This window comes from Pigmentiphaga sp. MLSB6-MA01, from assembly GCF_058793475.1.
Genome location: NZ_JBXAFV010000004.1, coordinates 296358 through 321948, shown reverse-complemented (window position 1 = coordinate 321948; position 25591 = coordinate 296358). Strand labels below are relative to the sequence as shown.

General features: G+C 68.4%; 24 protein-coding genes and 1 tRNA gene. 6 read left to right on the top strand and 19 right to left on the bottom strand.

All coding sequences use genetic code 11. The annotated features are described in order from the left end of the window. Positions 1-97: 97 nt before the first annotated feature. The 3 genes from AC1Q6E_RS09175 to AC1Q6E_RS09165 all read left to right on the top strand — a co-directional run bounded on the left by AC1Q6E_RS09175 (position 98) and on the right by AC1Q6E_RS09165 (position 3214). A complete protein-coding gene (locus AC1Q6E_RS09175) occupies positions 98-1342 on the top strand; it encodes a LysR family transcriptional regulator (protein WP_492572590.1) in 1245 nt (414 codons plus the stop codon). Positions 1343-1661: 319 nt separating this feature from the next. Continuing rightward, the gene (locus tag AC1Q6E_RS09170) at positions 1662-2669 is read left to right on the top strand and encodes a Bug family tripartite tricarboxylate transporter substrate binding protein (protein WP_492572589.1); all 1008 of its coding nucleotides are present in this window, start codon (positions 1662-1664) and stop codon (positions 2667-2669) included. Positions 2670-2923: 254 nt separating this feature from the next. Then, on the top strand, positions 2924-3214 hold the full coding sequence (locus tag AC1Q6E_RS09165; RefSeq protein ID WP_296556744.1) for a hypothetical protein: 291 nt from the start codon (positions 2924-2926) through the stop codon (positions 3212-3214). An 80-nt stretch (positions 3215-3294) separates the two neighbouring features. Here the strand turns inward: AC1Q6E_RS09165 and AC1Q6E_RS09160 are convergent. The 8 genes from AC1Q6E_RS09160 to ybgC all read right to left on the bottom strand — a co-directional run bounded on the left by AC1Q6E_RS09160 (position 3295) and on the right by ybgC (position 8931). Then, positions 3295-3371: transfer RNA gene (locus AC1Q6E_RS09160), tRNA-Lys, on the bottom strand. A gap of 143 nt (positions 3372-3514) precedes the next feature. Further along, positions 3515-4288 carry a tol-pal system protein YbgF gene (gene ybgF, locus AC1Q6E_RS09155; RefSeq protein ID WP_152799420.1) on the bottom strand — a complete coding sequence of 258 codons (774 nt, stop codon included), beginning with the start codon at positions 4286-4288 and terminating at the stop codon, positions 3515-3517. 12 nt (positions 4289-4300) lie between these two features. Next, on the bottom strand, positions 4301-4837 hold the full coding sequence (locus tag AC1Q6E_RS09150; RefSeq protein ID WP_152799423.1) for an OmpA family protein: 537 nt from the start codon (positions 4835-4837) through the stop codon (positions 4301-4303). A 155-nt stretch (positions 4838-4992) separates the two neighbouring features. Next, positions 4993-6354, bottom strand: a complete 1362-nt coding sequence (gene tolB, locus AC1Q6E_RS09145) for a Tol-Pal system beta propeller repeat protein TolB (protein WP_152799426.1) — start codon at positions 6352-6354, stop codon at positions 4993-4995. After that, the gene (tolA, locus tag AC1Q6E_RS09140) at positions 6351-7313 is read right to left on the bottom strand and encodes a cell envelope integrity protein TolA (RefSeq protein WP_296556745.1); all 963 of its coding nucleotides are present in this window, start codon (positions 7311-7313) and stop codon (positions 6351-6353) included. The genes tolB and tolA overlap by 4 nt, the downstream gene beginning before the upstream one ends. 6 nt (positions 7314-7319) lie before the next feature. After that, positions 7320-7766 carry a protein TolR gene (gene tolR, locus AC1Q6E_RS09135; RefSeq protein WP_152798759.1) on the bottom strand — a complete coding sequence of 149 codons (447 nt, stop codon included), beginning with the start codon at positions 7764-7766 and terminating at the stop codon, positions 7320-7322. Further along, the gene (gene tolQ / locus AC1Q6E_RS09130) at positions 7766-8443 is read right to left on the bottom strand and encodes a protein TolQ (protein WP_124690732.1); all 678 of its coding nucleotides are present in this window, start codon (positions 8441-8443) and stop codon (positions 7766-7768) included. Before tolQ ends, tolR begins: the two co-directional genes overlap by 1 nt. Before the next feature lie 50 nt (positions 8444-8493). Then, complete coding sequence (gene ybgC / locus AC1Q6E_RS09125; RefSeq protein ID WP_296556746.1) at positions 8494-8931, bottom strand: tol-pal system-associated acyl-CoA thioesterase; 438 nt, start codon at positions 8929-8931, stop codon at positions 8494-8496. A 620-nt stretch (positions 8932-9551) separates the two neighbouring features. Here ybgC and AC1Q6E_RS09120 point away from each other — a divergent pair. Continuing rightward, positions 9552-11153: a hypothetical protein gene (locus AC1Q6E_RS09120; RefSeq protein WP_492572588.1), complete on the top strand. Its 1602-nt coding sequence runs from the start codon at positions 9552-9554 to the stop codon at positions 11151-11153. A gap of 7 nt (positions 11154-11160) precedes the next feature. On the opposite strand, the gene ruvB is transcribed toward AC1Q6E_RS09120, so the two are convergent. The 11 genes from ruvB to AC1Q6E_RS09065 form a co-directional block, all read right to left on the bottom strand. Beyond that, a complete protein-coding gene (gene ruvB, locus AC1Q6E_RS09115) occupies positions 11161-12231 on the bottom strand; it encodes a Holliday junction branch migration DNA helicase RuvB (RefSeq protein WP_152798764.1) in 1071 nt (356 codons plus the stop codon). A 70-nt stretch (positions 12232-12301) separates the two neighbouring features. After that, the gene (locus tag AC1Q6E_RS09110; RefSeq protein ID WP_152798766.1) at positions 12302-12949 is read right to left on the bottom strand and encodes a glutathione S-transferase family protein; all 648 of its coding nucleotides are present in this window, start codon (positions 12947-12949) and stop codon (positions 12302-12304) included. 19 nt (positions 12950-12968) lie between these two features. Further along, a complete protein-coding gene (gene ruvA, locus AC1Q6E_RS09105; protein ID WP_152798768.1) occupies positions 12969-13544 on the bottom strand; it encodes a Holliday junction branch migration protein RuvA in 576 nt (191 codons plus the stop codon). Between the two features lie 30 nt (positions 13545-13574). Next, positions 13575-14123, bottom strand: a complete 549-nt coding sequence (ruvC, locus tag AC1Q6E_RS09100; protein ID WP_152798770.1) for a crossover junction endodeoxyribonuclease RuvC — start codon at positions 14121-14123, stop codon at positions 13575-13577. Positions 14124-14227: 104 nt separating this feature from the next. After that, a complete protein-coding gene (purH, locus tag AC1Q6E_RS09095) occupies positions 14228-15814 on the bottom strand; it encodes a bifunctional phosphoribosylaminoimidazolecarboxamide formyltransferase/IMP cyclohydrolase (RefSeq protein ID WP_492572587.1) in 1587 nt (528 codons plus the stop codon). 61 nt (positions 15815-15875) lie between these two features. Next, positions 15876-16112, bottom strand: coding sequence for a helix-turn-helix domain-containing protein (locus tag AC1Q6E_RS09090; protein WP_087781600.1), 237 nt, complete (start codon positions 16110-16112; stop codon positions 15876-15878). 23 nt (positions 16113-16135) lie between these two features. Next, on the bottom strand, positions 16136-17137 hold the full coding sequence (dusB, locus tag AC1Q6E_RS09085; protein ID WP_492572586.1) for a tRNA dihydrouridine synthase DusB: 1002 nt from the start codon (positions 17135-17137) through the stop codon (positions 16136-16138). A 100-nt stretch (positions 17138-17237) separates the two neighbouring features. Continuing rightward, positions 17238-18416: a UbiH/UbiF/VisC/COQ6 family ubiquinone biosynthesis hydroxylase gene (locus tag AC1Q6E_RS09080; protein WP_296556781.1), complete on the bottom strand. Its 1179-nt coding sequence runs from the start codon at positions 18414-18416 to the stop codon at positions 17238-17240. A gap of 7 nt (positions 18417-18423) precedes the next feature. Beyond that, positions 18424-19773, bottom strand: coding sequence for an aminopeptidase P N-terminal domain-containing protein (locus tag AC1Q6E_RS09075; protein ID WP_152798777.1), 1350 nt, complete (start codon positions 19771-19773; stop codon positions 18424-18426). 33 nt (positions 19774-19806) lie between these two features. Continuing rightward, positions 19807-20484: an N-acetylmuramate alpha-1-phosphate uridylyltransferase MurU gene (murU, locus tag AC1Q6E_RS09070; RefSeq protein WP_296556749.1), complete on the bottom strand. Its 678-nt coding sequence runs from the start codon at positions 20482-20484 to the stop codon at positions 19807-19809. Continuing rightward, on the bottom strand, positions 20484-21563 hold the full coding sequence (locus AC1Q6E_RS09065; RefSeq protein ID WP_152798781.1) for an aminoglycoside phosphotransferase family protein: 1080 nt from the start codon (positions 21561-21563) through the stop codon (positions 20484-20486). The genes murU and AC1Q6E_RS09065 overlap by 1 nt, the downstream gene beginning before the upstream one ends. Positions 21564-21729: 166 nt before the next feature. On the opposite strand from AC1Q6E_RS09065, the gene AC1Q6E_RS09060 reads away from it, so the two are divergent. After that, a complete protein-coding gene (locus AC1Q6E_RS09060) occupies positions 21730-24006 on the top strand; it encodes an LPS-assembly protein LptD (protein WP_296556750.1) in 2277 nt (758 codons plus the stop codon). A gap of 23 nt (positions 24007-24029) precedes the next feature. Further along, on the top strand, positions 24030-25499 hold the full coding sequence (locus AC1Q6E_RS09055) for a peptidylprolyl isomerase (protein ID WP_296556751.1): 1470 nt from the start codon (positions 24030-24032) through the stop codon (positions 25497-25499). Positions 25500-25591: the final 92 nt, after the last annotated feature.

The window sequence follows — 25591 nt, the reverse complement described above, 5'->3', positions numbered from 1 at the left end:
GGAAGCGCTTCGGGGCGGGGGCGTTTGCCGCGGATGCGGCGCCTTCCCCGGAGCGGCGCCCGTACAATCCAGGCGGTGCCACGGGACACGGACGGACATGACGCGGAACGAAGAAAACGATGCGCCCGTGCCGCTGCGGGTGCTGCGCGCGGTGGCCGCGGTGGCCGAGGCCGGGGGGGTGACCCATGCCGCCTCGGTGCTGCACCAGTCGGCGTCTTCCGTGACACGCGCCATCCAGGAGGCGGAGGCCAGGTTCGGCATACGGTTGTTCGACCGCGGCGCGCGCGGCATGGCGGCCACCGCGGCCGGCGAAGTCCTGGCGCTGCGGGTGGCGCGCGCGACGGCCCTGCTGCGCGCGGCCGCCGACGGGCTGAGGCTGCGTGGCGCCCCGGCATCGGTGATGGCGTTGCCGCGGCTGGTCGGCGACACCTCGCTGGCGGCGCTGGCCCTGCGCGCCGAACATGCCACCGAAGGCGCGGCGGCCGAGGCGCTGGGCATTTCCCAGTCGGCGCTGCACCAGGCCCTGCGGCGGCTCGAACACCTGGCGAAGCTCCCGCTGTTCGAGCGGACGCGGGTCGGCACGCGGCTCAACGAGTCGGGCCGCTGGCTCTTGCTGCACGCGCGCCGGGCGGTCGCCGAGATCCGGATTGGCCACGAGGAGCTGGCGCGCTGGCGCGGCCTGGGAGGGCGGCGCGTGTCGATCGGCTCGTTGCCCATGGCCGGCGACGTGCTGGTGCCTCGCGCGGCCGCGCTCGCGATCGGCGCGGAATCCGACCTGTCGCTGACCATCAAGGGCGGCACCTACGAGGCGCTGACCGAAATGCTGCGCGCCGCGGACATCGACTTCATGGTCGGTCCGCTGCGCGGTCCCGCGCTCGCCGCCGATTTCGTCGAAGAGGTGTTGTTCGTCGACCGCTTCGTCGCGGTCGTGCGTGCCGGCCACCCGCTGCTGGCGCGTCGTCGGCGTCCCTCGCTGCGCCAGATGGCGGCCTACCCCTGGGTAGGGCCCTTGCCCGGTACGCCGGCGCAGCGGGTATTCGACCGCCTGTTCACCCAGGCGGGCATTCCGATGCCCGGTGTTTCCATGCAGGCCCACAGCACGGCCGTGGTGCGGTCGGTGCTGTTGTCCGGCGATCATGTGGCGCTTGTTTCCCCGCTGCAGGTCCGGGCGGAAGTAGAAGCCGGTCTCCTGGTCCATGCCATGGGTCCGCTGGCCGGCACGGAGCGCGGCATCGGCATCACCCAACGGCGGGACGCACTGGCGTCGTCGGCCTGCGTGGTCGTCATGGGCGCCTTGCGCCGAGCCGCCGCCGAGGCGGTCGGTCTCCTTTCCGATAAGTAAAGCGCAACGCAAGCTCCCCAACACGCAAGGCTCGGCCCGCATCGGCGCGGGTGCAGTTCGTATACTGCCTGACATGGAAGTTCTTCGTCCGTGCGCGGGCCGTGCAAAGGGTGATCGACCGATGGACACGAAAAGAAGGAAGGGGGAGCACGAGATGTGGAATAGCTTGCGCGCAACGATTTGCGTGGCGATCGCGGGATTGGCGGCGGGCTGCGCGCTGCCTTGGGGGCAGGTCCGGGCCCGGGGGCAGCCGACGAGTTTCCGGCGGCGCCCCGGCCTTTCGCATTCCCGTATACCACCTACAAGAAAGAGACGAACCATGATGCCATCTGCCTCCATCCTGCCGCGCGCGCGGTTTGCCGCGGCCCTCGCCGCCCTCATGGCCTGCGCGGCCACCGGCGCGGCCCGCGCGCAGGATACCGCCAGCAACTATCCCAACCGGCCGTTGCGCCTGGTGGTGCCCTTCACGCCGGGTGGTTCCACCGACATCCTGGGCCGTACCATCGGCCAGCAATTGAACCAGGCCTGGGGCCAGGCGGTGGTGGTCGAGAACGTGCCGGGGGCAGGCGGCAGCATAGGCGCCGACAAGGTCGCCAAGGCTCCCGCCGATGGCTACACGCTGTTGATGGGGCACATCGGCACGCTGGCCGTGACGCCTTCGCTGTACGCCAAGCTGCCCTACGACCCGGTGAAGGCCTTCGCCGCCGTGGCCTGGGTGGCGCGCGTGCCCAATGTGCTGGTGGTGCATCCCTCGGTCCAGGCCAAGACCCTGCAGGAATTGGTCGCCTATGCCAAGGCGCATCCCGACGCCATCAACTACGGGTCCGGCGGCAACGGCAGCGCCGCGCACATCGCCACCGAATACCTCAAGCTGCAGAGCGGCGCGAGCATGCAGCACGTGCCCTATAAAGGCACCGCGCCGGCGGTCAACGACCTCGTCGCCGGGCACATCAAGGTGATGTTCACCGGCGTACCCGCCGTGATCGCGCAGATCAAGGCGGGCCAGTTGCGGCCGATCGCCGTGTCCTCGCCCCAGCGTATCAAGATGCTGGCCGACGTGCCCACGGTGGCCGAGAGCGGCTATCCGGGCTTCGAGGCCGATCAGTGGTACGGCGTGGTCGCTCCGGCCGGCACGCCCCGCGAGATCGTGGCCAAACTGAACAAGCAGATCAACCAGTCGCTGTCCTCGCCCGAGATCGAGCAGCGCCTGGCCGGCGAGGGCGCCGAAGCCACGCCCAACCCGCCCGAGGTCTTTGCCAGGCTGATCACTTCCGAGATCGCCCGCTGGCGGCCGGTCATCGAGAAGGGCGGCGTCAAGGTGGACTGACGTTTCTTCCGCGATGAGTGGACAAGGGGTCCGGTGCGGTGGCACCGGACCCCTTGTTGCATTGCCGATACGTCCACGGTCATGTCGCTGTCATCCGCGGGCACGGAACCGGGGGGAATCGGCGCATGTCCCCGGGTTGCCGCGGTGGCGGCGGAAAGCGTTACATCTACGAAGGTAAAACATTCGCGAAAATCGGCTGGCAGCGGATGCCTTGGATTAAGCTTTGCCCAACCCCACTTCAATTGGAGGGCATGATGTTCGAGTGGCTTCGCAGGTGGGTGCTGAGTCACGCCCCGACCCCGGAAAGAGAAGCGGAGAAAGCGCTGAACGAGGCGCGGCTGGCGCTGTACCGCGCCGAGCAACGGGTTCGCGACGCGATCATGTACGCCGAGTACTACCGCGAACGGGTCAGTTTCCTGAAGCGGGTCAAGGAAGAAGGCATCGAGAACGTCACCGACGTGCGGGCCATGCGTCCGTATGCGGGGCAGGCGGGAGGTTCGCAGGCGACGCTGCGGCTGCACCCGAAGGCGGTCACGAACGAGTAGCGGGTAGCTGGTGCGTCGGTGGGGCCGACGCAAAAAAGCCTCCGCTTGGGAGGCTTTCGCTGCAACCATCGGAAGATGGTTGGTAGGGTGGGAGGGACTCGAACCCTCGACTCTCTGATTAAAAGTCAGATACTCTAACCAACTGAGTTACCACCCCACGTTCTCAAAAATTGCCCGAGAACTCAGGCGCATGCAACTAGGCTTGCGACCCGAAGCCCAAAATTATGGCAATCTGAAAGGGCTTTGTCAAATGAAAAGGGCCGGTGCAGCCGACCCTTCAAGTCCTGCACGGGGATCACGTTACTTCAGCAGTTCCAGGCGGTCCTTCGCGGTTTGCGCGGCGGGTACGCCGGGATAGTCGCGGACGATGCGTTCGAGCGTGGTGCGCGCGCCGCGCCGATCGTTCAGTTCGACCTGGCTGCCGGCGATGACCAGCAGCGCGTCGGGCGCGCGGACGTTGCTGGGGAAGTTCTTGACCAGGGTCTGCTGCTGCGCGATGGCGGCCTTGTAATCCTTGAGCGCGTAGTGGCTGCTGCCGACGTAGAACTGCGCGGCGGGCGCATAGGGGCTTTGCGGATACTGGCGGACGAAGTTCGACAGGGCCGGGATGGCGTCGGCGTAGTTGCCGTTGCGGAAGAGGTCGATGGCGGCGTCATAGGCGCGCTTTTCATCGGCGCCCACGGTGGCTTGCTGGCCGTCTATCGAGGCGGTCTGGGGTTCGAGGCGCTTGAGGCGCGTGTCGAGGTCCAGGTAGATGTCTTTCTGGGCCTGTTGGGTATCGGCCACCTGCTTGGTCAGGATCTCGACCTGGCCTCGCAGGCGGGCGATTTCCTGCTGCAACTGCTCGATCTGCGAAGCGAGCTGCAATTGGCTGCGCTGGCTCTGGGCCAGGTCGTCGGCCAGCTTGCGGCCCTGCTGGTCGGACCGCTCGCGCACTTCCTTGCGCAGGTCGATGATGGCCTGGCGCGCCTCGTCGTCGGAGAACAGGGCCGCGTGGGCCGAGAAACCCGTCAAGCTGGCGCCGATGCAGGCGGTGGCGGCCAGCAGGCGGAGGCGGGAAGTGCGGAGCGTCATGAGGGCGGATCCTTAGCGGTAGGCGATGTCGGCGCGGCGGTTCTCGGCGCGCGAGGCTTCATCCGTGCCGGTGGACTTGAGCTTTTCCTTGCCGAAGCTGATGGCCTCGACCTGGTCGTCGCGCACGCCCAGCAGCACCATCATGCGGCGCACGGCTTCGGAGCGGCGCTGGCCCAGGGCCAGGTTGTACTCGCTGCTGCCGACGTCGTCGGTGTTGCCTTCGATCACGACCTTGCGGTTGCGGTTGTTGTTCAGGAAGCGTGCATGGTTCTCGACGATGGGACGGTACTGGTCCTTGACCACGTAGCTGTCGAAGTCGAAGTACACCGAGCGCTGGGCCAGCACGCCCTTGGGATCGTTCAGGGGGTCGAGGCCCTGCTGGGTGGTGTCGACGCGGGCGACGCCGCTGGTGTTGGCGCTGGTGTTCTGGCCGGACCGGTCTTCGACCGGGACGTTGCTGCTCTCATCGAGCTTGACGGGGCTGCTGCAAGCCGAGACTACCGCGACAACGCTCGCCACGACGAACATTTTGAATGCACGAGTAGACATGATTTTTCCTTGGGTTCCGAGGGACGATAATGGGTTGGAAAAGACGATGACCAGACCGAAACGTGATCCTAAAGTGTCACATGGGCCCCATGGCGCGCAAGGTTGCAAGACGTGACAACGATGCGGCGCCGCGACAGCGGGCCCGTTTCAGATAATCAGTTGTTCAAGAAAGGCCCCCAGGTGGGTTCGCGTACGTCGCCGTTGAGCACCGACAATGTCTGGGTAACGCGACCGTCGCTCGAGACCGCGGCCAGTACGCCACGGCCGGACTGCGACGTTGCATAGAGAATCATCTTTCCGTTGGGAGCAAAGCTGGGGGATTCGTCCCGGCCGCCGTTGGTGAGGACAAGCTCATTACCGGTGGCGAGGTCTAGCGAAGCTATCTGGAAGCCGGCGCGGCGGGTGACGTACAGCAAGGTTTTGCCATCAGGCGACAACTGGGGAGAAATATTGTAAGTCCCTTTGAACGTGACGCGCTCGACTTGATTGCTGTCCAGGTTCAGGCGATAGATCTGCGGGCTGCCGCCGCGGTCGCTGGTGAAGAGAATGGCGCGGCCGTCGGGCGTGAAAGTGGGCTCGGTGTCGATCCCGGGGGACTGGGTCAGGCGCCGCAATCCCGAGCCATCGGCGTTCAGCATGTACAACTGGGACAGGCCGTCGCGGGTCAGAACGACCGCCAGGCGGTTGCCGTCGGGCGCCCAGGCGGGAGCGCTGTTGTTGCCCTTGAAATTGGCGACCGGTATCCGCTGGCCCGTGGTGATAGTGTGTACATACACAACCGGCTTGCGCGATTCGAAGCTCACATAGGCCAGGCGGGTACCGTCGGGCGACCACGCGGGCGAAATGATGGGCTCGCGCGAACGCAGGGCGGTCTGGGAGTTCTGGCCGTCGGCGTCGGCGATCTGCAGTTCGTAGATGTTGTCGCGCTTGAGCACGTAGGCGATGCGTGTTGCAAAAATACCACGATCACCGGTCAGCTTTTCATAGATGCGGTCGGCGATCTGGTGCGCGGTGCGGCGCATTTCGTTCGCGCCCGAGGCGAAGGCCACGCCATCGATCTGGGCCTGCTTGACCGTGTCGACCAGGCGATAGCGGACGTCGTAGCGGCCGTCGCCGGTGCGCTGCACGCTGCCCACGGCCAGCGCGTCGGCGCCGCGGGTCTTCCAGGCGGCGAAGCCGATGACGGCCGAGTCCGACAACGGGGTGTCGCCGGCATCGACGATGCGGAAGAGCCCGGTGCGGTTCAGGTCGGCGCGGATGATCTCCGCGATCGCCTTGCCCTGCGGATCGGCCGACTCGAAATTGGCGATGGCCACCGGGTACTGGTTGGCGCCGGCGCCGGAGATCTGGACCGTCAGTTGGGCGCGGGCCGGCGCGGAGCCCAGGGCGAAAGCCGTCGCGGCCAGCGCCGCGGCGCATTGCAGGAGCCGCCGTCCTAGCCGGTTGCCGAGGCCACGCAGGCGGGCGCTGCCGGACAGGGCGGACGAGGGGGGGAAAGCGGGATTTGCAAATGTCATCGGTCAAGCATCCAATATTCAACGTCTATGTTGGGCTCATATCGTCCGGAAGACGGCCGTGGGAAGGGGTTGCAGCGCCGGATACCGTTGTCGACGGCACGATCGAATGTCGGCACACCGGAAGAGCGGAGGAGGCGCGGCGCACCCGCCTGTTCCCCGGTGGGTAGCAACTGGACCCGGAACACGACGGAAGGGTTCCCGTTGGCGGAACTGCCACTTGCACTATAAATGACTCCAGGTTTGATGCAAGCGCGCACCAGGTCCGCATAGCCGGCGTCGCCTCCGCCACCGCCCGCCTGGTTGCGGCTGGCGGTGCCGCCCTCGCGCCCGCCTTCCAGGCCGGCGGCGCGGGCGGTGTCGTTGCGGAAGGCCTCGCGCAGCTTGCGGTCGCGTTCGGCCTGGGCCTGCTTGTCGGCGGCCGCTTTCTTGTCGGCGGCCGCCTTCTCCGCGGCGGCTTTCTTGTCTGCCGCGGCCTTGTCGGCGGCCAGCTGGTCGGCCTTTTTCTTCTCGGCTTCGCGCTGTTCGGCTTCCTTTTTCTCCTGCGCGCGTTTGTCGGCCAGCTTCTTTTCTTCCAGCTTCTGTTGTTCCCGCTTGCGCTCGGCCTCGCGCTCCTCGGCTTCGTGCCGTTGGGCTTCGCGGCGTTTCTTTTCCTGCTCGATGGCGATGTCGGGCTTCTCTTGTGTCACCTGGGGTTCGGGCGGCGGCGCGGGCGGCGGGGGAGGTTTGACCGGGGCGGGCTGCGGCTCGGGCGTGGGGGTCGGCTCGGGCTGGTTGGGCGAGGGCAGCGCCGTCCACAGTTCGGCCTGGACCGGGCCCGGCGAGCGCCGGTTCCAGTCCAGGCTGAAAATCAGGGCGGCGGCCAGCAGCAGGTGCATCAGCACCGCTAGGCCGAAGGATTGCCACTTGCCGGGTTCCGGCGGTCGTCGGAGAGGTCGGTTGGATCGGTCGTTGGGCGCCATGGGCGATCAGGAGCCTTGTTGCTTGACCAGCAGGCCCACCCGCTTGACGCCCTGGCGCTGCAGGTCGTCCATGACTTTCAGCACGGACTCGTATTGGGCCTTGCGGTCGGCGGAGATGACGACGGGCTGGTCGGGGTGTTCGGACTGGCGCTCGCGCGCGATGCGGGCGAGGTCGTTGCGCGGGATGGCATGAGGCGTGCTGTCGCCGCGCTCGCGGTCGCGGATGGTGACGTTGCCGTCGGCGGCCAGGATGATCTCCAGCGGCTTGACCGGCACCTGCGAGGCCTTGCCCACCGTGGGCAGATCGATCAGGCCCGGCGACATCATGGGCGCGGTGACCATGAAGATCACCAGCAGCACCAGCATGACGTCGATATACGGGACGACGTTGATCTCGTTCATGGCGCGACGCCCGCCTCGGCCGCCGCGGTTGCTGGAGCGGTTCGAGGGCATCAGCGCACCTGTCGTTGCAGGATGTTCAGGAACTCGTCGATGAAGCTGTCGAAGCGGATGGACAGCCGGTCGATGTCGTGCGAGAACCGGTTATAGGCGACCACCGCGGGAATGGCGGCGAACAGGCCGATGGCCGTGGCCACCAGCGCTTCGGCGATGCCGGGCGCGACGCTGGCCAGGGTGGCCTGTTCGACGTTGGCCAGGCCGCGGAAGGCGTGCATGATGCCCCAGACCGTGCCGAACAGGCCGACGTAGGGGCTGACCGAACCGGTGGAGGCCAGGAAGGCGAGATGGGATTCGAGCGAATCCATTTCGCGCTGGTAGGCGGCGCGCATGGCGCGGCGGGAGCCGTCCAGCAGCGTATTGACGTCGCTCAGCTTGCTCTGGCGGCCTTTGACGAATTCGGCCATGCCGGCTTCGAAGATGCGCGCCAGCGCGCCTTGCTCGCCGCGCCGGGTGGTGACGGCCTGGTGCAGCATGTTCAGGTCGCCCCCGGACCAGAAATCGGCCTCGAAGCGTTCGGTCTGCTGCTTGGCGCGCTTGATGGCGAAATGCTTGCGGAAGATGTAGGTCCAGGACATCAGCGACACGATGGCAAGGATGGCCATCACGCACTGGACGGTAAAGCTTGCCTGGGTGATCAGGGACAGGATGGACATATCCTGGTTGACGTTCATGCAGAGTCCTTTGGGGGCGAAAGAGGGTGCCTGAAGGGGTGGAGTCGGGACTAATCGGTTGCGGGTGCCGCCGCGAGCGGCGCGAGCGCCAGGACCAGGTCAGGGGGCAGCGCGCGCGGACGCAATGTCGCGTGATCGACGCATCCTACCTGGACCTTGCCGGTCGCGAGCAGTTCATCGCCGCGTTCGCAAAATTGCAGGAAATCGATGGAAGCCTTGCCCAGGCGCGAGACCTGGCAGCGGATGGTCAGGGAATCGTCCAGCGCGGCCGGCCGCCGATACTGGGTCTCGATACCGCGCACGATGAAGATGCAGCCGGTCCTGGCGGCCAGCGCGCGCTGTTCGACGCCCAGCGCGCGCAGCCACTCGGTGCGCGCGCGTTCGAAGAACTTGAGATAGTTGGCGTAGTAGACCACGCCGCCGGCGTCGGTATCTTCGTAGTAGACCCGGATCGGGAACCGGAAATCTTCACTGGCGGGTTGGAGCACGAGGCAGGCCTTGGACGAGTCGAGCGAGCTTGGGGCCGAAAAGGCCCTGGGGCGAAATTGTAAACAACCCGCCGGCCCGGGGCATCCGACCGCCGTCCGCGCATTGTGCCAAATGTGACGGCTTGTAAAGCGGGAAACTTTAGCGCGCCAGGTCCGTCAGATGCCAGGAAGCGTTGATTGCAAGCCTGTGCGGCTTCGGGTGCGTGGGTGGCGCCGTCCGGGTTATCGACGCTTCCACCCTTTTATGGGTCGGACGATTTTGCTCCGTGCTGTCATGGCCGCGTCATCGGCGCCGTTCATGATGTCGTCCGACTTGATGTCAACTGTGCCCTGCACAGTCGAGCCCGTGACCTGGGGGATGCCCAGCACGGGCTTTTCCTTTTGGCGAGTCCGGCGCGGGGCTCCGGCGGCGACGTGCCTGCCGCATCGGGAACTTTCCCCGCCCGGCGGGCATTCATCCGGGAAGGCGGTTCTCCCGCCCGCCCCGTTGACGAGCCACCATGCCAAGCCCCATTTCACGTTCCCCCAGTCCTGCAGCCGGCGATGCGCTGGCATCGACGCCTGCTACGCCCGAGCGGCGACCGGCGGAGGGGCCGGCCGCCGGGCCAGGGGCGCCTGCGATGTCGGCCGCGCAAGGACGTACGCAGGCCGAGCGGGCCCGGGCCAGTGTCCTGCGCGACTTGATGCGGCAGCAGTCCTTGGTGGGGATGTCCGAGAATATCGTGCAGCATGAGACTGTCAGCGACGAGGCGATGGCCCGCGTACGCGCCCTGGTCGCGCGGGGGCCCGTCGTTCCGGCCCCGGGCGATGGCCATGAAGGGGCCGGTGCCCAGGGCATGAATCCGGCGATCCCCTACGTGGTGGAGGCGCGCAAGCGCCTGCTGCGGCTGGAGGATCCGCCCGCCACGCGGCGAGAGTGCGACGAGCTGCGCGAGCAATTGGAGCTATGCCATCTCGATCCGGCGTCTTATGGCATCGGGGAGACGGCCTTGCAGGCCCAGACATACCGGGCGTATGTGGAAGCGCTGATATGGGCGGCGTATGACAGCAACTCATCCTTCGAGGATGTCCCCTTCGCGGACGACCTGCTTCCCCCGCAGGTGCCGGGTCGGCAAGGCCGGGCGTTGAACGAACTCGGATTTTCCGACATCGATGTCATTCATATCGGCTCCAGCGGAATCCGGAATCTGGACGGAACGGTGGCGCTGAGCCCTGTCCTGCTTTCGCCGGAGTTCGGTGTGAACCATATCGCCGGTATCGCCATACGGCCGGATGGCCACGCCACCCTGGCGGTGATGGACCGGTACATCCGGGAGCTGACCAGGCTCGGTCATGGGATGCAGGACATCGCCTATGTCGCGGGAGAATTCGAAGGGGTCAGGAACTTGCAGGCGGTGCTCAGGTTGACCGGCCGGCTTCGGGAGCTGGGATTCCGCCACGGCCAGATCGCGAACATGGCCGCGCGTTTTCGTGGAGACCGGAACCTGGAGCAGGTGGTTGCCGAACCCACGGTCGCGCTGTTGCGGCAAGGCTTTCCCACGGACGGCATCGAATGTGTGGCCGCGCACTTGCACGGAAGCAGGAACGTGGAAAAGCTGGTCGAGCTTTATGACGATCTGCGCGCCCTCGGCTTTTCCGAGGCCGACATCATAGGCATCGGCGGGCAGGTACGCGGCGACCGGAACCTGGAAGCGGCGCACGGGTGCGCTGCCGGGCTGGGCGAACACGGCTTCGCTCCGGCGCAGGTGGCCGCGATGGCGCGACAGCAGGGCGGATATCGGACCGTGCGGAAGATGGCCGAACTGGCGCCTGCATTCGAGCGGCTGGGTATCCTTCCGGACAGCCTTTCGGAGGTCGCCACGCATCCCGAGGGGGACCGGAACCTGGAACGGCTGCATGAACTCGCCGGCAGGCTACGGGAACTGGGGTTTTCCTTGGAAGATATCGTTCGCGTCGCGAGCTTTCCCGAGGGAGACCTAAACTTGCAGACGATGTCCGAGGTGGCCCCCCGCCTTGCCGGGCATGGGTTGTCCAACGATGACATCGTGCGTATCGCGGCGTTCTTCGGTGGGTACGACAACCTGTCCGCGACCGACAGGCTGGCTCCGCGACTGCTTGAGCTGGGGATGCAGCTTGGCGAGCTCGTCGAGCTGGCCGCCGCCTTCGAGGGGGATTTTGCGTTGCGGGCAAGCCTGCCGGACGACGACCGGTCGTGGCAATAGTCCCGTGCTACGCGAACAGATCGCCCCCGCCCGCCTGCGTCGGCGGCGTCAGGCCCAGGTGGCGGTAGGTACCCTGCGTGGCGATCCGGCCGCGCGGGGTGCGCTGCACGTAGCCGTGCTGGATCAGGTAGGGCTCGATCACATCCTCGATGGTGTCGCGTTCCTCGCCGATGGCGGCGGACAGGCTGTCCAGGCCGACGGGGCCGCCGTCGAACTTGTAGACGATGGCTTCCAGCAGCTTGCGGTCCATGATGTCCAGGCCGGCGGGGTCGACGTCCAGCATGGACAGCGCGGCCTGGGCCACCTCGCCGGTGATGCGGCCGCCGGCCTTGACCTCGGCGTAGTCGCGCACCCGGCGCAGCAGCCGGTTGGCGATGCGGGGCGTGCCGCGCGAACGGCATGCGATTTCGCGGGCGCCTTCCTCGGCGATGGCGGCGTTGAGCAGGCCGGCGCTGCGGGTCACGATGGAGGACAGCTCGTCGGCGGTGTAGAACTCCAGGCGCGCGATGATGCCGAAGCGGTCGCGCAGCGGATTGGTCAGCATGCCCGCGCGGGTGGTGGCGCCGACCAGCGTGAAGGGTTGCAGGTCGAGCTTGACGCTGCGGGCGGCGGGGCCTTCGCCGATCAGGATGTCGATCTGGAAGTCTTCCAGCGCGGGGTAGAGGATTTCCTCGACCACCGGCGACAGGCGGTGGATCTCGTCGATGAAGAGGACGTCGTTGCGTTCCAGGTTGGTCAGCAGCGCGGCGAGATCGCCCGGCCGCTCCAGCACGGGGCCCGAGGTCTGGCGCAATTGCACGCCCATCTCGCGCGCGACGATGTGGGCCAGCGTGGTCTTGCCCAGGCCGGGCGGGCCGAACAGCAGGACGTGGTCCAGCGATTCCTGGCGGTTGCGCGCGGCGGCGATGAAGATCTCGAGCTGTTCGCGGATGCGGCGCTGGCCGACGTATTCGTCCAGCGCCTTGGGGCGCAGCGCGCGTTCGATGGCCTCTTCGTTGGGGGACGAGGCGCGCGGCGAGATCACCCGCATGTCGGGGGCGTCGTCTCGGATGGAAAGCTTGTCGGGCTGGATCGCCATGGGGGTATTCTGCCTAGAACTGCCGGTATGTTAGCCCGTTCCGTGCCGGGGCGCGGCCGCGGGCGCCGGGTCAGTAGTCCAGCCGTCCGTACAGTTCGCCGAAGGGCACCATGACGTGCTCGCGGTAGCTCGGGCGCTGCTGTAGCCGCTGGTACCAGGCCTGGACGTGGGGCACGTCGGGCCGGGCGATGTCCAGGCCGAAATAGCGGTACAGCGCCGTGCCGGCGGGGATGTCGGCCAGGGTGAGCCGGTCGCCGCCAAGAAAGGGCCGGGTCGCCAGCAGGGTATCCAGCAGGCGGAAGTACCCGGCGCATTCCTCGACGCGGGCGCGGATCCGGTCGGGATCGCGCAGGGGTTCGGGGGTCCGGTAGTAGCCCCAGAACACGCCGGTCAGGAAGGCGGGTTGCAGGGACGTGTGTGCCCAGTCCATCCAGCGTTCGGCCTGCGAGCGCGCGGCCGGGTCTGCCGGCCAGAAGTCCGGGGCGCCGTGGCGGGCCGCCAGGTAGCGCAGGATGGTATGGGATTCCCAGACGACGGTGCCCTGGTCGTCGATGACCGGCACCCGGCCATGGGGGTTCATGGCGCGGAATTCAGGCGTGTCGACCAGGCCATGCTCGCCGCCGGCGGGGATGTGTTCGCAGGCCAGGCCCAGTTCGCCCGCGAACCAGAGCACCTTCTGTACATTGAAGGAACTGCGCCGTCCCCAGATCCTGAGCATGCGGCCTCCCTCGGCGTGCCTACCGCGCGAGCGCCTTGAGCGCCAGCTTGATACCTTCCGAGACGCCCACGCCGGCCGGCAGGTTCTTTACCGAGGCGACGGCTTCGCGATCGGAATAGCCCAGCGCCACCAGGGCGTTGAGAATGTCCGTCTGGCCGTCGGCCACCACGTGGCCGGCCGCGGCACCGAGATCGGCGCCCAGCTTGCCCTTGAGTTCCAGCAGCAGCCGTTCGGCCGTCTTCTTGCCTATGCCCGGCACGCGGGTCAGGCGCCCGGCCTCCTGCAGGGTGACGGCCTGCGACAGCTCGGCCACCGTCATGCCCGACAGCACGGCCAGCGCGATCCTGGCGCCCACCCCGCTGACCTTGATGAGTTCGCGGAAGGTGACGCGTTCGGCCGCGGTGCCGAAGCCGTACAGCACGTGGGCGTCCTCGCGTATGGCCAGGTGGGTGAGCAGCGTCACCCTGGCACCGAGTTCAGGCAGGGAATACAGCGTGCTCATCGGCACGTCCAGTTCATAGCCCACGCCGTTCACATCCAGGCAGACGGTGGGCGGTTGTTTCTCGACCAGCGTTCCGGTCAGGCGTCCGATCATGAGTTCACCTTGGCGACTTGTCGTCGCACGTCATACTAATCTTCCGGCCCGCAGCCGGTTGCCGCGGCGGGCGAATGCGGGGTGGTCGCCATGCTCGCGCAGGCGATCCGCCATGGGGGCGACGTGCGCATGGCAGATGGCGCAGGCCAGCGCGTCGGCGGCGTCGGCCGCGGGGGCGCCGTCCAGCGACAGCAGGTGCCGCACCATGGATTGCACCTGGGTCTTGGCGGCCCGTCCGGTGCCCACCACCGATTTCTTGATCTGCAAGGCGGTGTATTCGTGCACCAGCAGCCCGGTGTCGGCCAGCGCGCACAGGGCCGCGCCGCGGGCCTGGCCCAGCAGCAGCGTCGAGGCGGGGTTGGTGTTGACGAAGACTTTCTCGACGGCGGCGAAGTCGGGCGCGGTGTCGCGCACGACCTGCCGCAGGTTGTCCAGGATGATCTTGAGCCGCGCCGACAGGTCGTCGTCGGCGGGCACTACGATGGTCCCGCTGGCGACGTAGCGCAGCCGCGGGCCATCCGATTCGATCACGCCGAAACCCGTGCGCCGCAGGCCGGGGTCCACCCCAAGAATACGCATGATGTCAGCCTACCCCATATCCAGGGCGCCGCGGATCCGGCTTTGCCGGTCCGCCAGCGCCGCCCCCTGGAGGGGGCGCCCGAAGGGCGTCGGGGGTGGTCTCATCAGTGGCGGAAATGGCGGGTGCCGGTCAGCACCATCGCGATGCCGCGTTCGTCCGCCGCCGCGATGACTTCCGCGTCCCGCAGGCTGCCGCCCGGCTGGATGACGCAGCTCGCGCCCGCGTCCACCACCACGTCCAGGCCGTCGCGGAACGGGAAGAAGGCGTCGGACGCCACGGCCGAACCCTGGAGCGACAGGCCGGCGTTCTCGGCCTTGATCGAGGCGATGCGGGCGGAGTCGACGCGGCTCATCTGGCCGGCGCCCACGCCCAGCGTCATGCCGCCGCCCACGAACACGATGGCGTTGGACTTGACGAACTTGGCCACCTTCCAGGCGAACAGCAGGTCGTCCATCTGGGCTTCGGTGGGCGCGACCTTGGTGACGACCTTGAGCTGGTCGCGCGCGACGTTGAACGAGTCGGGCTGCTGCACCAGCCAGCCGCCGCCCACGCGCTTGACGTCGAAGGCGTTCACGCCGTCGCCCATCGGGATCTCGAGCAGCCGCACGTTCTGCTTGGCGGCGAAGATCTCCAGCGCGCCGGCCTCGTAGGCGGGGGCCAGCAGCACTTCGACGAACTGCTTGCTGACCGCCTGCGCGGTGGCGGCGTCCACCGGACGGTTGAAGGCGATGATGCCGCCGAAGGCGGACGTGGGATCGGTCTTGAACGCCTGCTGGTAGGCATGGAGCGCGTCGGTCGAGACCGCCACGCCGCACGGGTTGGCGTGCTTGACGATGACGCAGGCCGGCGCGTCGAAGGTGCGCACGCATTCCCAGGCGGCATCGGCATCGGCGATGTTGTTGTAGGACAGTTCCTTGCCCTGCAACTGGCGGTAGTTGGCCAGCAGGCCGGCGGCCGGCGCGGTGTCGCGATAGAAGGCGGCGGACTGGTGGGGGTTCTCGCCGTAGCGCATGGCCTGGCTCTTGGCGGCCTGGAAGCTCAGGATCCCGGGGTAGGCCTCGCGCGCGGGCACGGCCTCCTGGGCCGGCGCGTCGGCCAGGCTGGTCAGGTAGTTGGCGATCGCGCCGTCGTACGAGGCGGTATGGGCGAACACCTTCTTGGCCAGGTTCAGGCGCAGGGCGTAGGAGGTCGCGCCGGTGGCATCCATTTCCTTCAGCACCTGGGCGTAGTCGGCCGGATCGATGACGACCGTGACGCCGCCGGCTTCCGTGCCATGGTTCTTGGCCGCCGCGCGCAGCATGGCCGGTCCGCCGATGTCGATGTTCTCGACGGCGTCGGCGAAGGTGCAGTCGGGCCTGGCGACGGTTTCGCGGAAGGGGTAGAGGTTCACCACCAGCAGGTCGATGCGGCCGATGCCGTGCCCGGCGATGGCGTCCAGGTGGGCCTGGGCGTCGCGGCGGGCCAGCAGGCCGCCGTGGATCTTCGGATGCAGCGTCTTGACGCGGCCATCCATCATCTCGGGAAAGCCGGTGTAGTCGGAGACTTCCTGCACGGGCAGGCCGGCCTGGGCCAGCAGCTTGGCCGTGCCGCCGGTAGACAGCAGTTGCACGCCGCGGTCGTGCAAGGCCCTGGCGAAGTCGACGATGCCGGATTTGTCGGAAACGGAAAGAAGCGCGCGTTCGATTTTCATGAGAGTGGGGCAGAATGGCGTGCCAGGGCAGGCACGGAACAATGGGGAGGGAGTCGCCGCGTCAGACCTTGATCTGGTAGTGGTCGAGCTTCTTGCGCAGGGTGTTGCGGTTGATGCCGAGCATCTCGGCGGCACGCGACTGGTTGCGGTCGGCCTTTTCCAGCACGACCTCCAGCATGGGGCGCTCGACGGCCGTCAGCACCATGTCCCAGATGCCGCTGGTGGTCTCGCCTTCGAGATCCTTGAAGTAGCGGTCCAGGGTGTGGCGCACGCACTCTTCAAGCGTATGTTCTTTCATTGGTTGTTTCCTTGATGCGCGGCCTAGGCGGCCAGCCGCGAAGCCGTCGGTTCCATCGGGCGATCGAACCAGTCGGCTACCGCCCGCCATTGGTCGCGCGTGTTTTCTATCAAATTCAGCTGCGCACAGAACTGCGGCCCTCCCGGCAGCATGCCCAGATACCAGCCGATATGCTTGCGCGCGGTCCGCACGCCCGTGTACTCGCCGTAGAAACGGTAGTGGTCGTCGAGGTGCTGCAGCAGCAGTTCGCGCATCTCCGCCTGCGTGGGAGCGGGCAGGCGGGTGCCGGTGCGCAGGTAGTGGTCGATTTCCCGGAACAGCCAGGGCCGGCCCTGGGCCGCCCGGCCGATCATGACGGCGTCGGCGCCCGTGTCGTCCAGCACGCGGCGGGCCTTCTCGGGCGAGTCGATGTCGCCGTTGGCGATGACGGGGATGGTGAGTTCGGCCTTGACCGCGGCGATGGTCTCGTACTCCGCATCGCCCATGTAGAGGTCCTCGCGGGTGCGGCCGTGCAGGGCCAGGGCCGCGATGCCGATGTCCTGCGCGCGCCGCGCCACCCGCAGGACGTTGCGGTCGGCACGGCGCCACCCGGTGCGGGTCTTGAGCGTGACGGGCACGCCCAGCGGTTCGCACGCGCGCACGACGGCTTCCAGGATGCGCGCGACCAGGTCTTCGTCGCGCAGCAGGGCCGAACCGGCGGCCAAGTTGCAGACCTTCTTGGCCGGACAGCCCATGTTGATGTCGATGATGCGGGCGCCCTTGCCGACGTTGAAGACGGCGGCCTGCGCCATCATTTCCGGGTCGCTGCCGGCGATCTGCACGGCGATGGGATCGCTTTCGCCCTCGTGGTCGAGCCGGCGCGAGGTCTTGACGCTGTTCCACAGGCGGGGGTTGCTGGCGGCCATCTCGGACACGGCATGGCCGGCGCCCAGCCGTTTGCACAGTTGGCGGAACGGACGATCCGTCACGCCCGCCATGGGAGCGACGAAAACGTTGTTCGGAAGGTCGTAGGGGCCGATGCGCATGACTGAATGCGCCGTCAGCCCCATTCATGGGGGGATGCGGCGCGTGGGCAAAATGTCCGAGGAAGGCGGGGATTGTACCGCTGTCGGGGCGCCGCGGCGATCAGGCCCGGAGTCCCTCCATCAATTGTCTCGCCAGCGGCCCGCGCAGCGTGCGCGACATGTCCAGTCCCAGCAGCGCCAGGCCGCAGGCGTGTTCGACGGGGGCCAGGCCGGTCGCGAAAATGCGCGGCATGACATCGGTCAGGCCGCTGGTCAGCCAGCGGTCGGCCCCGCGGGCGCGGGCGTAGGACGCCAGCAACGGGGCGGCGTGGGCGGACGGGTCGCGCAGCAGGGGGGCGAGGCTTTCGGCCAGCCGCGCGGCGTCGCGCAGGCCGAGATTCATGCCCTGGCCGGCGACGGGATGCAGGGTCTGGGCGGCGTTGCCGATGGCGACGATGTTGCCGTCGGCGACGTGGCGGCGCAGGTTGATGCCCAGGGGGTAGCGGTGGCGCGGGCCGGCGGCGGCGAAGCTGCCCAGCCGGGTGCCGAAGGTCTGGCCCAGGGCGTCGGCGAAGGCGGCGTCATCCAGGGCTGCCAGGTGCTCGGCATGGCCGGGGCGGCAGCACCAGACCAGTGCATGGCGGCCGGTGTCGTGGGCCGGGCCGGCGGGGTAGGGGAGCAGGGCCAGGGGGCCTTCGGCGGTGAAGCGCTCCCAGGCCCAGCCCGGGCGTGGGCGGCTGGCGCGGACGATGGCCAGCACGGCATGCTGGCCGTAGTCGCGGTGCAGGTCGTTGCGGGCCTGGTGGTCGAAGGTGCCGCCTTCGGCGTGCACGCAGGCCCGGGTGGTCCATTCGTCCCCGTCCTGGCCGATCACGGGCGCGCCGGTTTCCTGGCGCAGGATGGCCGCGGGCCCGCCCGCGCGGATGGTGACGCCCGAGAGCGCCAGCGCGGCGTCCAGGGCGTCGACGATGGCGGTGTACGGCAGCACCGTGCCCAGGGCGGGCACGCCGAAGTCGGCGTGCGAGATATGGGTGCGGCCCAGGCGGCCTTGCTGCGAGACGTGGACGTGCAGGATGTCGGCGCCGCCCGCCGGCCAGGCGCCCAGCGACTTCAGCAGTACCCGGCTGCCGTGGTTGAGCGCCATCGAGCGCGGGTCGGCCGCCGTGGCGGCGGGCGCGATCGCCGCGCGCCGCGGGCGGCACAGCACGATGCGCCCGGGGCGGGTGGTCGCGCGGGCCAGGAGCAGCGCCAGCGTGGCCCCGACGGGGCCGCCGCCCAGGATGGTGACGTCCGCCTGCATGCCTGCGTCAGCCACGCATGATGGCTTCGATCTCGTCGGCGGCGACGGGGACGCCGCGGCTGATCAGCTCGCAGCCGGACTCTGTCACGACCGCATCGTCCTCGATGCGGATGCCGATGTCCCAGAACCGCTCGGGCACGTCGGCCGCGGGGCGGACGTAGATGCCGGGCTCGATGGTGAGCACCATGCCCGGCCGCAGCGTCCGCCACGGACGGGGTTCGTCCGCGGACTGCGCCGCGCCGGGTTCGCGGTAGTCGCCCACGTCGTGCACGTCCATGCCCAGCCAGTGGCCCGTGCGGTGCATGTAGAAACGGGCGTACTGCTGGGATTCCAGCACGCCGTCCAGCGTGCCGGTCAGCAGGCCCTCGTCGATCATGCCCTGGGCCAGCACGCGGACCGCGGCGTCGTGGCCTTCGTTCCAGCGCGCGCCGGGGCGGGTCAGGGCGGCGGCGGCGTTCTGGGCTTCCTGCACGAGGTCGTACAGCGCGCGCTGCGGGCCGCTGAAGCGGCCGTTCACCGGGAAGGTGCGGGTAATGTCCGAGGCGTAGCCGTCCAGTTCGCAACCGGCGTCGATCAGCATCAGGTCGCCGTCCTTCAGTTCGGCATCCCCGGCGCGGTAGTGCAGCACGCAGGCGTTGTGGCCGGTGGCGACAATGGAGTTGTAGGCCACGGACTGCGAGCCGTGGCGGCGGAATTCGTGCAGCAGCTCGGCCTCGATCTCGTATTCGCGCAGGCCCGGACGCGACGCCCGCATGGCGCGCACGTGGGCGTCCGCCGAGATGGCGCCGGCACGGCGCATGGTCTCGATCTCGAAGGCGTCCTTGACCAGGCGCATTTCCGCCAGGATGGCGCGCAGGTCGTAGCTGCCGGCGGGCGCGGTGGCGCCGGACCGGCCCATGGCGCGCACGCGGTCCAGCCAGCCGCGCAGGTGGGTGTCGAACAGGCGGTCGCTGCCCATGGGCACGAACAGGGCCGGCTGGTCGGCGATGAGCTTGGGCAGCTCGTCGGCCAGCGCCTCGACCGGCAGGGCGCGGTCGAAGCCGAACTGCCCGGCGGCCGCGTCGGGGCCGATCCGGTAGCCGTCCCAGATCTCGCGTTCCAGGTTCTTGCCGCGGCAGAACAGGATGCTGCGGTCCTCGGCACCCGCGATCAGCACCAGCCAGGCCTCGGGTTCGGGGAAGCCGGTCAGGTAGAAGAAGTCGCTGTCGAAGCGGAACGGGAATTCGGCGTCGCGGTTGCGGACGAGCTCGCGGGAGGTGGGCAGGATCGCGATGCCGCCGCCGCGGGCACGCATGATGTCCAGCACGCGCCGGCGGCGCGCGGCGAAGGGGGTGAGGTCCTGGGCGGGAATGCTCATGGCGATGGATCCGTGCGCGGGAATGACCAATGTTTATTGTAGGCTGGCATCGAGGTCGGCCAGGCGCCGGGGCGTGCCGACGTCGGTCCAGCGGCCGTCGTGGCGCATGCCGCCGGCCCGGCCCGCCGCCATGGCGGTGCGCAGCAGGGGCGCCAGCCTGGCCGGTTCGCCCGCCGGCAGGCCGGCGAACAGCGCCGGCTGGTAGACGCCGATGCCGGCGAAGGTCAGCCGGGGCTCGCCGTCCTGGACCTGTCCGGAGGGCGCCAGGCGGAAATCGCCCGCGGGATGGTGCGCGGGGTTGGCGACCAGCACCAGCCAGGCCAGGTGGTCCTGCCGCGACAGGTCGCCGGCGGCGGCCTGGGCCAGGGCGGGATCCCAGTCGGTCCAGATGTCGCCGTTGATGACCAGGAACGGTTCGCCGCCCAGCAGCGGCAGGGCCTGGCGGATGCCGCCGGCCGTTTCCAGCGCGGTGGGCTCGGCCGAATAGCGCAGGCGCACGTCCCAGCGCGAGCCATCGCCCAGCGCTTCCTCGATGCGCGCGCCCAGCCAGGCGTGGTTGACGACGATGTCGCGCAGCCCCGCCCGCGCCAGCCGTTCGATGTGCCAGACGATCAGGGGCTTGCCGCCCGCCGGCAGCAGCGGCTTGGGCACGGTATCGGTCAGCGGCCGCATGCGTTCGCCGCGTCCGGCCGCCAGGATCATGGCGCGCATCAGAAGGTGTAGCCGGTTGCGGACGCCTGCCCGTCCAGCCGGTCCAGCAGCTTCATCAGCGGCTTGAAGGCCAGGTAGCGGCTGGCGACCTGCCGTACGTAGGCGTTCACGCGCGGCATGTGGTCCAGGTAGGCGAGCTTGCCGTCGCGATGGGCCAGGCGCGCGAAGACGCCCAGGATGCGCAGGTTGCGCTGCAGCCCCATCCATTCGTAGGCGCGATGGAAATCGGCGAAATCCGCCGCCACCGGCAGCCCGGCCTTGCGCGCCATTTCCCAGTAGCGGATGCCCCAGTCGAGCTGCTGCGGCTCCTCCCAGGTGGTGCGGGCGTCGGTCAGCACCGAGGCGAGATCGTAGGTGATGGGGCCGACCACCGCGTCCTGGAAGTCGATGACGCCGGGATTGGGGCCGTAGTCCGGTCCGCCGGCCGGCAGGTCGGTGAGCATCAGGTTGGGCGAGTGGTAGTCGCGGTGCACCAGGACGAAGGGCTGGGCCAGGTTGGCGTCGATCAGGGTCTCGAACACGGCATCGAGCGCGGTCCGGTCGGCCGTGTCCAGGGGCTGGCCGCGGTAGCGCGCGGCGTACCAGTCGGGGAACAGTTCGAGTTCCGTCGCCAGGCGGGCCTTGTCATAGCGCACCAGGCCGGTGGTTGCGCTTTGTTGCAACTTCACCAGCGCCGCCAGCGCGTCCATATAGATGCGGTGGGTGTCGTGCGGGGTGGGCGTGCCCCGCAGGTAGTCGACGTAGGTGCTGCGCCCCAGGTCCGACAGCAGCAGGAAGCCCTGGCCGAGGTCCTGCGCCAGCACGCGGGGCACGTGCACGCCGGCCGCGTGCAGCAGTCCGGCCACGTGCAGGAAGGGACGGCAGTCCTCCTTGTCGGGCGGGGCGTCCATCACGACCGCGGTGCCGGGGCCCATGGCGATCCGGAAATACCGCCGGAAGCTGGCGTCGCTGGAGGCCGGCTGGAGGGTGGACGGGTCGAGCTGGAGAGCCGGGGGAAGGCTGGACAGCCAGGCGGCGGCCTGGGCGCGCCTGGGGTCGGCGCCGGCCTGGCCGGCGGCTTGATCGGGGATGGCATTCATGCCTCCTATAATACCGACCGATATCGGTTCCCGGAACGAACCCGGCCCCCTTTTCGGCGGGGCCCGGCGCCCCCGCTGAACGCCGCGGGCCGCTATCTTTTTTTACCGCGCGTGGCCGTCGGCTCGCGTATTCTTCGACTTTCCGTTTTTTCATTCCTCGAGGCCCGTGCGATTGATCCGGTGGTTCAGCCTGTTTGCAGCATTTGCGGTAGCGCCGATGGCCTATGCGCAAGACGGTCCGTCCGAACCGCAGGCCGGGGCCGGGCCGGTTTCCGGCCGTGGCCTGCGCCTGTCGCCGGGCCTGCGCGAGCACACCTATGATCCCGACCGGCTGCCGGCGTTCATGCAGGCCGACACACTGACGGCCGATGGCCAGGACAAGCTCCGGCTGGAAGGCAACGCGCAGGTGCGGCGCCAGGGCACCATCCTGAAGGGCGACACCATCGAGTACGACCAGGTCGAGGACGAACTGGACGCGCTGGGCAACGTGCGGCTGGTGCGCGACGGCAACCTGCTGACGGGGCCGAGGCTCAAGCTCAACATGAGCAGCGGCACGGGCGAGATCGACAACGCCCGGTTCTTCTTCGGGCTCAACGGCGGCAGCGGCTCGGCCGAGCGTATCCGCATGCTGGGGCAGAACCGCGTCCACGCCGACAGGGTGCGCTATACGGGATGCGCCTGCGAGAAGCCGGACTGGGAACTGCGTGCCCGGAGCGCCGATTTCGACTACGACGCCGGCGAGGGCGTGGGCTACGGCGGAGTGCTGTATTTCAAGAACGTCCCCATCCTGGCATCGCCCGTCATTTCCTTCCCGCTCAACAACGCCCGCAAGTCGGGGTTCCTGTCGCCCACCTTCGGCCTGACCAGCAAGAGCGGTCCGGAATTCGCGATCCCGTACTACTTCAACATCGCGCCCAACCGCGATGCCACCCTGACCCCGAAGTTCATGCTCCGCCGCGGGCTGCAACTGTCGGGCGAGTTCCGCTACCTTGAACCCTCGTTCAGCGGGGTGACGCGGTTGAGCTACCTGCCCGACGACAGGGTGGCGCAGCGCGACCGCTATCTGTTCAGTTCGCAGCACCGGCAGCAACTGACGCCCAACCTGGGGTTCAACTGGAACGTCTCCAAGGCTTCGGACGACGCCTATTTCCGCGATCTGTCCGTGCTGGGGACGGGCCTGGCCTCGACCGCGACGCTGGAACGCTCGTTCTCGATGAACTGGCAGCAAGGGTACTGGGAAGCCTACGGCCGCGTGGTCAGCTACCAGACATTGCAGGATCCGCTGGCGCCCATCGTGCCGCCCTATGGCCGCGAGCCGCAACTGCACCTGACCGGCCAGCGCTACGACTGGAACGGCTTCGACGTGCGGATGGACGCCGACGCCACGCGCTTTCGCAGCAATACGCTGGTCAACGGTTCGCGCGCCTACGCCTATCCGTCGGTGTCGTATCCCATCATCCGGCCGGGCGGATTCTTCATTCCCAAGGTCGGCATCCATTCCACCCGCTACAACACGGATTCCTTCCAGGGCGCGGCGTCCTACACCGCGAACCGCACCGTTCCCATCGTATCGCTGGACACGGGCCTGATCTTCGAGCGCGACAGCACGCTGCTCGGCAGGGAGGCCCGCCAGACGCTGGAACCCCGCCTGTACTACCTGCGCGTGCCGTACCGCAACCAGTCGAACCTGCCCATCTATGACACGGCGCTGGCGGATTTCAACTTCGCGCAGATCTTCTCCGAGAACCTCTATTCCGGCTGGGACCGGATCGCCGAGGCCAACCAGTTGACCGCGGCGCTGACCACGCGCTGGCTCGATCCCAAGACCGGGGTGGAGCGCGCGCGCATCATGGGGGCCCAGCGGCTGTATTTCAGCGACCAGCGCGTCACGCTGCCGGGCGAGGAGCCCAGTTCCGACGGCCGTTCCGATTTCCTGGTGTCGGTCTACGGCGCGCTGACGTCGACGCTCAGCGGCGAGACGACGGTGCAATACAATCCCAAGATCGAGCGCGTGACCCGGTCCACGATCGGCGCGCGCTGGAGTCCGCAACGGCTGAGCACGATCTCGCTGGCCTACCGCTACAAGCGGGAGTCGGTCAGCGTGCCGGGCCAGGATTTGATCGATATCGCTTTCCAGTGGCCGCTGGCCCCCCGCTGGTTCGGCATCGGGCGCATCAACTATTCGCTGTTCGAGAACCGGATCGCCGAGGCGGTGGCGGGAATCGAATATAACGGCGGGTGCTGCTGGGCTTTCCGCCTGGTCGGCCAGCGCTACGCGGTGGCCAAGGACAACGCCACGACCGCGATGTTCTTCCAGCTCGAGCTGACCGGATTCGGCGGCATCGGGGCGAGCCCGATGACGACGCTGCGCCGGAGCATCCCGGGTTATCAGGTAATCAACCCGCCGCCTGAGAAAGGGACGGTGTTCGAAAGGTACGAATGATGGTTTCCAAAGTATTGCCCAGAATGACGAAAGCGGCGCATGGCGTCGCCCTTTGCTGCCTGGCCGCTTTGGCGGGCGGGTCGGCGGTGGCCCAGGGGCTGCGCATGCCAGGCGACCTCGGCGGTTCGCCGGGGGGCAGCGGGCCCACCCTGCTCGGACCGCAGTCCGCGCCGCCGGCCGCCACCCAGGCTCCCGTGGCGCCCGCTGCTCCGGCCGCCCAGGCGCCGCGCGGCACGAGCGGCTCGCGCATCCAGTTGGGCGACAACATCGTCGCCGTGGTCAACACCGACGTCATCACCCGCCGCGAGCTCGATGCCCGCGTGCATGCCGCCCAGGCCACGCTGGCGCGGCAGCAGATCGCGCCTCCGGACGCGGCCACGCTGGAGCGGCAGGTCCTGGAGCGCATGGTGGTCGAAAAGACCCAGTTGCAGGAAGCGGCGCAGACCGGCATCCGCATCGACGATTTGCAGCTTGACCGCGCCATCAGCCGGATCGCCCAGCAGAACAACGTGTCGGTCTCGCAGATGCGCGACCAGATCGAACGCGATGGCCTGCCGTTCTCGATCTATCGCGACGACCTGAGGCAGGAAATCACGCTGCTGCGTTTGCGCGAGCGCGCGGTCGACAGCCAGATCCAGATCTCCGAGCCCGAGATCGATGCCTACCTGTCCGAACAGCACGAAGCCGCGCCTTCCGAGCTGACGCTGTCCCAGATCCTGGTGCGCGTGCCCGAAGGCAGCTCTTCCGACATGGTGGCGCGCTTGCGCCGCAAGGCCGAGACCCTGCTCCAGCAGGCGCGCGGCGGCGCCGATTTCGCCCAGCTGGCCGCCTCCTCCTCGGATGGCGAGGAAGCCCTGCGCGGCGGTGATCTCGGCACCCGTCCCACCGACCGGTGGCCGTCGATGTTCGTCGACGCGGTGGCGCAGTTGAGCGTGGGCGGCATCAGCGAGATCATCCAGAGCGGCAACGGCTTCCACATCGTCAAGGTGGTCGACCGCAAGTCCTCCGGCGGCACCACGGGCGGCGGCGCGATGCCCGTGCGGCAGACCCATGCCCGCCATATCCTGATACGGCCGACCGAAGTGCTGACCGCCGAGCAGGCGCGCGAACGCCTGGCCAATATCCGCCAGCGTATCGTGGAAGGTGGCTCCAGCTTCGCCGACATGGCCCGGCAGTATTCCAATGACGCCTCGGCCCCGCAGGGCGGCGACCTGGGCTGGCTCTCGCCCCAGGAAACCGTGCCGGAGTTCGAGCGCGCCATGGATGCGCTGCAGCCCGGCCAGGTCAGCGAGCCGGTGCAGTCGCCGTTCGGTTGGCACCTGATCCAGGTCGTCGAGCGCCGCACGCAGGACGTCGGCCGCGAGCGGCAGCGCGCCGAGGCGCGCCAGACGCTGTTCCAGCGCAAGCTGGACCAGGCGTATGAAGACTGGGCGCGGCAGTTGCGGGACAAGGCCTACGTCGAATTCCGGTTGAATCCTCCCCCCGCGCCCTGAGGGGGAGGCCCCAGCCGCTACGCGGCAGCCCCCCAAGGGGGCCGGGACCCGCCTTGGGGCGGCCCGGCGCCGGGTCCCGGGGGGCGGCTCTG

Coding starts and splice junctions, on each gene's coding strand:
- AC1Q6E_RS09175 (WP_492572590.1), top strand. CDS start 98: ATGACGCGGAACGAAGAAAACGATGCGCCCGTGCCGCTGCGGGTGCTG.
- AC1Q6E_RS09170 (WP_492572589.1), top strand. CDS start 1,662: ATGATGCCATCTGCCTCCATCCTGCCGCGCGCGCGGTTTGCCGCGGCC.
- AC1Q6E_RS09165 (WP_296556744.1), top strand. CDS start 2,924: ATGTTCGAGTGGCTTCGCAGGTGGGTGCTGAGTCACGCCCCGACCCCG.
- ybgF (WP_152799420.1), bottom strand. CDS start 4,288: ATGACGCTCCGCACTTCCCGCCTCCGCCTGCTGGCCGCCACCGCCTGC.
- AC1Q6E_RS09150 (WP_152799423.1), bottom strand. CDS start 4,837: ATGTCTACTCGTGCATTCAAAATGTTCGTCGTGGCGAGCGTTGTCGCG.
- tolB (WP_152799426.1), bottom strand. CDS start 6,354: ATGACATTTGCAAATCCCGCTTTCCCCCCCTCGTCCGCCCTGTCCGGC.
- tolA (WP_296556745.1), bottom strand. CDS start 7,313: ATGGCGCCCAACGACCGATCCAACCGACCTCTCCGACGACCGCCGGAA.
- tolR (WP_152798759.1), bottom strand. CDS start 7,766: ATGCCCTCGAACCGCTCCAGCAACCGCGGCGGCCGAGGCGGGCGTCGC.
- tolQ (WP_124690732.1), bottom strand. CDS start 8,443: ATGAACGTCAACCAGGATATGTCCATCCTGTCCCTGATCACCCAGGCA.
- AC1Q6E_RS09120 (WP_492572588.1), top strand. CDS start 9,552: ATGTCGGCCGCGCAAGGACGTACGCAGGCCGAGCGGGCCCGGGCCAGT.
- ruvB (WP_152798764.1), bottom strand. CDS start 12,231: ATGGCGATCCAGCCCGACAAGCTTTCCATCCGAGACGACGCCCCCGAC.
- AC1Q6E_RS09110 (WP_152798766.1), bottom strand. CDS start 12,949: ATGCTCAGGATCTGGGGACGGCGCAGTTCCTTCAATGTACAGAAGGTG.
- ruvA (WP_152798768.1), bottom strand. CDS start 13,544: ATGATCGGACGCCTGACCGGAACGCTGGTCGAGAAACAACCGCCCACC.
- ruvC (WP_152798770.1), bottom strand. CDS start 14,123: ATGCGTATTCTTGGGGTGGACCCCGGCCTGCGGCGCACGGGTTTCGGC.
- purH (WP_492572587.1), bottom strand. CDS start 15,814: ATGAAAATCGAACGCGCGCTTCTTTCCGTTTCCGACAAATCCGGCATC.
- AC1Q6E_RS09090 (WP_087781600.1), bottom strand. CDS start 16,112: ATGAAAGAACATACGCTTGAAGAGTGCGTGCGCCACACCCTGGACCGC.
- dusB (WP_492572586.1), bottom strand. CDS start 17,137: ATGCGCATCGGCCCCTACGACCTTCCGAACAACGTTTTCGTCGCTCCC.
- AC1Q6E_RS09080 (WP_296556781.1), bottom strand. CDS start 18,416: ATGCAGGCGGACGTCACCATCCTGGGCGGCGGCCCCGTCGGGGCCACG.
- AC1Q6E_RS09075 (WP_152798777.1), bottom strand. CDS start 19,773: ATGAGCATTCCCGCCCAGGACCTCACCCCCTTCGCCGCGCGCCGCCGG.
- murU (WP_296556749.1), bottom strand. CDS start 20,484: ATGCGCGCCATGATCCTGGCGGCCGGACGCGGCGAACGCATGCGGCCG.
- AC1Q6E_RS09065 (WP_152798781.1), bottom strand. CDS start 21,563: ATGAATGCCATCCCCGATCAAGCCGCCGGCCAGGCCGGCGCCGACCCC.
- AC1Q6E_RS09055 (WP_296556751.1), top strand. CDS start 24,030: ATGACGAAAGCGGCGCATGGCGTCGCCCTTTGCTGCCTGGCCGCTTTG.